1 pseudogene is annotated in these 439 nt (G+C 63.6%); it reads left to right on the top strand.

Annotated features, from left to right (window positions below):
- Positions 1-439: pseudogene (locus tag DEO48_RS02895) on the top strand (alcohol dehydrogenase); the annotation flags it as partial.

Genomic DNA, 439 nt, shown 5'->3' with positions numbered 1-439 from the left:
CATCCGATCTTATTCCCATTACCGGCGCCTACCGCCACAGAACCCCGTTACCGGCGGTAGCGGGGTATGAAGGTGTCGGCATTGTCACCGACGCGCCCGCGTCGTTTGCGCATCTGCTGGGTAAACGCGTCCTGCCGCTGCGCGGTCAAGGCACCTGGCAGCGCTATGTTGATTGCCCGGCAGAGTATGCTATCCCCGTTCCGGACGCTGTTGACGCACAACTGGCCGCACGGGCCTATATCAACCCGCTGGCGGCGCAGATGATGCTTACCCGCTATCCGCCTGAAGGAAAGCGGGTGCTGCTAACGGCTGCCGGGTCGGATTGCGCCATTCTGCTGGGGCAGTGGGCACGTCAGGCAGGAGCGGAAGCCGTGTACGGGATCCACCGTTCCCCCGTTCACGCTGAACGGCTGGAGGCGATGGGTATCATTCCCGTCGC

Source organism: Enterobacter sp. CGMCC 5087 (assembly GCF_003144775.1).
In the GTDB taxonomy this organism is placed as follows: Bacteria; Pseudomonadota; Gammaproteobacteria; order Enterobacterales; family Enterobacteriaceae; genus Enterobacter; species Enterobacter cloacae_M.
This window is presented reverse-complemented; position numbering and strand designations above follow the sequence as displayed.